The following is a 3,076-nucleotide window of genomic DNA, read 5'->3' on the forward strand; positions in this document are numbered from 1 at the left end:
GGCGAGCACTTCGACGCGCACCACGACCAACCAGGGCACGAACAGCATTTCAGCGGCAATGAAATGCGCGACGGCCATGGGCACTCGAACCTCGGTGCACCGCACGAGCATGGCAGCGAGGGCCAACAGCACGGCGGCGGCCAACAGCATGGCGCCAGTGGACAACACGGCGAACATGGTGGCCACCAGTAAGCCCAGCAAAATGCGCAACCAGAATCGCCCGGGCGATTGCAAACCCCGGGCTATTCTGCCGGTCTCCAGTTCGCGTGCGGACGTGCCACCGCATACATTTCTGTTCCAATTTGCGTGAATAGCCCAAGCCGATCGCCCTTGGGATCTCCGCCTGCCGGATACGTGGTGTAGAGATCGAAGTGGGTTCGATCTGGAATGTAGGTGAAGTGGGCATCGGCGTTCAGCGCCTTCAGCACGGCTTCTATCTTGTGGGCCGCTCCGTCCAGATAGAACGTGTCGGCTGTACCGACGAACACGTGAATCCTGCCCTTGAGTCTGGTTCCCCTCTCCGCCCAGGTTTTCTGCACTATGTTTGCTAGATCATAGTGATCGTGCCAGTAAGCAATGACCGTGGGATCGGTGTCTCCGGTATTGCGATCGAACATGGGAACCGGCCTGCCGTCAGGTCCGCGCGGCGAGAATACCCATTCGAATGACGCGATCTGGCCGCCGTACGGACCGAGGACGCGCTCATTCTTCGCGAATTGCTCAAACGTGCCAATTATTTTTGCGTGATCGCGAATCAGAGGATAGGCAGTTCCGTCGGGACTCTTGTAAACGTTGGCGTGCGGCGCATACAGATCAATACCGGTGAAGTCATGGAAATCGCTCGGATCGGGAGACGTTGACCACGTTCCGCCGAAGACGCCGGGATAGTCGATCTGCAACTGCAAGGTTGCCCATCCGCCGGAGGAGTGGCCCTGCAGGAAACGTCCGCTGGGGCGCGCGTCCATACGGTACTTCTTTTCAAGGTAGGGAATGTACTCGGTGGTAAGCGCCGTTCCCCACGGACCGTTGTTCACGGAGTCGTCGAATTCGTGCGTTCCGGTTGGACATGACTCATCGAGCATGACCCAGATCATCGGGGGCAGCTTCTTCTTCTCCATCAGCCCGAGGATGGAGCCGCCCATGATTTTCTCGTATTCAAAGGGTGCACCGAATCCATGCGTCCAGTAGACCGTGGGGTAGCGCCTCTTTGGATTCTGATCGTAATCGGGTGGCGTAATGACCCACGCGCGAATGTGGATAGGGCGGCCTGAGAACGCTGTGAGCGCGGGGCTGATGAAGCCTTCGAGGTGCGCGCTTTTTTCGAATCCCGGCGGATCAGGGCGGCTGGGACGCTGGGGAACGACATTGTTGAGCGTAAACACAGGCTCGGCGCTCTGCCCCGGGGTGAACGACGCAAGCGGGACCACGTCGCTGGTGAGATCGCCTGCGCTGCGCCCGCCATAGTTGTAGTTATGGTTCACATCGAGCACCGCCTGCGCCTGGTAGTCTCCGTTCTTCAACGACGAGAACCCTGACGGAAAGGCGACGTCGTCGGTATCGATGTCGACAGAGTTCCCTGCAGTCAGATCGGAGACTTCCTTCGCGGCCACATACACCGCGGTCGGCGCAAAAGGATTCTCATCGACCTGCTTCGCACCGGTTCCGGTGGTGAGAAAGACGAGCAGGCGTCCTGATACCGGCGTGGTGAACCTGGGTCCCACGGTTACGCGAAAGAACAGGTGTTGCGGCTCTTGTGCGAGAGCGGCAAGCGAGCACAAGGCAAGCGCCAGGGATAGGAGGGGCTTTCGGGGAATGTGCATTTGAAGGAATTGTAGGGGGCGGTGCGGGGGATAGGCAATGAAGCCTCCTGGCCCGCAGGACCGGGATACGGGATTGGGGGAGTCCCGATGGTTTGTGAGCCGAATATTCGTCAAAGGGAAGACCAGCGCACCATCCGTTCGGAGTTCGGAATAGCTCCCCGCCGGACTTCTCCAGCGCGGCGTGGTACAGCTCCTCCATCTTCTGCCAATGTTCAGGGTTCGTTTGAGCACGGGTGCCCTCGGTCCCTCGCTTTTGGGGACCGGGGAGGGAGGCACTGATCACTGCAGCCGCGTTCACGGTTGGAGTATTCTCGCGGTGCATGAAAGGCCAGCGCATCCGTTATCAGCAAACAGGCGAGTTCCACTTCCTCACCTTCAGTTGCTACCGACGCCGTCCTTACCTGGCCGCGATCGCCGTCATGGAACTCTTTGAAGATGCGCTGGAGCGGGTCCGCCAACGCTATCGCTTTGTTGTCGCCGGTTACGTGGTCATGCCGGAGCACGTGCATTTGCTGGTAAACGAGCCCCAGCGTGCGCTTTTATCCAGGGCCATCCAGGCGCTCAAGTTGTCGGTTGCGATGCGAGGCCGGGAAAGGCCGTTCTGGCAGGCTCATTACTATGACTTCAATGTGTCCTCGCACGCCAAGTTCTTAGAGAAACTGCGCTACATCCATCGGAACCCGGTTTGCCGAGGGTTGGTCGCGAAGCCGCAAGACTGGCGCTGGTCGAGCCATCGCCACTACCAGACCGGCATCCGCGGGCCCGTAGAGATTGAGTCTGCATGGACTGCCCAGTACAGGGGCGGGCAGTTGCCGGAGTGGATGCGCTACCGGCAGTCAGCCTCTTCTTCCCCGGTCCCCAAAAGCGAAGAACCGGGGGCACCCTCAACTGGATAGCGCCTCGACTTCGGGGCCACCCGCCCTCCCTAAAAGTCCGGTATTCCGGCGACGGAGGCTTTTCGATTCTCTTGTGTGGACTGCTCATTTTGCCCAGCTAGGATTATGGCAAGAATTCTAGAAAAGAGGCGCGGCTGTATGGGCATCATTAGGAACAATCCTATTCAGGTGATGCTGGCCGCAATTGTCGTCATCTGTCTCATGAGCTACTTCTGCTACCACAACCCCGATTGCGCCGTCTGTCAGTTTTTGGAAGCCTTCAATTAAGGCCTCTGGTTCAAACTTGACCAATGGCTGGTGGCCCTCCTCCCCACACAAGAGTTTGGGTGCCCCCGGTCCCTCGCATTTGGGGACCGGGGA

4 protein-coding genes are annotated in these 3,076 nt (G+C 59.1%); 1 reads left to right on the top strand and 3 read right to left on the bottom strand.

Features of this window, described 5'->3' with window-relative positions; genetic code table 11:
• Together WA354_RS15470 and WA354_RS15475 are read right to left on the bottom strand one after the other, a co-directional pair.
• Positions 1–210: hypothetical protein (locus WA354_RS15470; protein WP_472813919.1), on the bottom strand; the 210-nt coding region annotated here is incomplete at its 3' end.
• A gap of 32 nt (positions 211–242) precedes the next feature.
• On the bottom strand, positions 243–1,820 hold the full coding sequence (locus WA354_RS15475) for an alpha/beta hydrolase (protein ID WP_472813920.1): 1,578 nt from the start codon (positions 1,818–1,820) through the stop codon (positions 243–245).
• Positions 1,821–2,140: 320 nt separating this feature from the next.
• Here WA354_RS15475 and WA354_RS15480 point away from each other — a divergent pair, with 320 nt between their 5' ends.
• Positions 2,141–2,716, top strand: coding sequence for an REP-associated tyrosine transposase (locus WA354_RS15480; protein WP_472813921.1), 576 nt, complete (start codon positions 2,141–2,143; stop codon positions 2,714–2,716).
• Between the two features lie 117 nt (positions 2,717–2,833).
• Here WA354_RS15480 and WA354_RS15485 read toward each other — a convergent pair.
• Positions 2,834–3,076: hypothetical protein (locus tag WA354_RS15485; RefSeq protein WP_472813922.1), on the bottom strand; the 243-nt coding region annotated here is incomplete at its 5' end.

The organism is Occallatibacter sp. (genome assembly GCF_049802275.1).
Lineage (GTDB): Bacteria > Acidobacteriota > Terriglobia > Terriglobales > Acidobacteriaceae > Telmatobacter.

Bases quoted from the DNA above. Each gene is read 5' to 3' on its own strand.
- WA354_RS15475 (WP_472813920.1), bottom strand. From the start codon at position 1,820: ATGCACATTCCCCGAAAGCCCCTCCTATCCCTGGCGCTTGCCTTGTGC.
- WA354_RS15480 (WP_472813921.1), top strand. From the start codon at position 2,141: ATGAAAGGCCAGCGCATCCGTTATCAGCAAACAGGCGAGTTCCACTTC.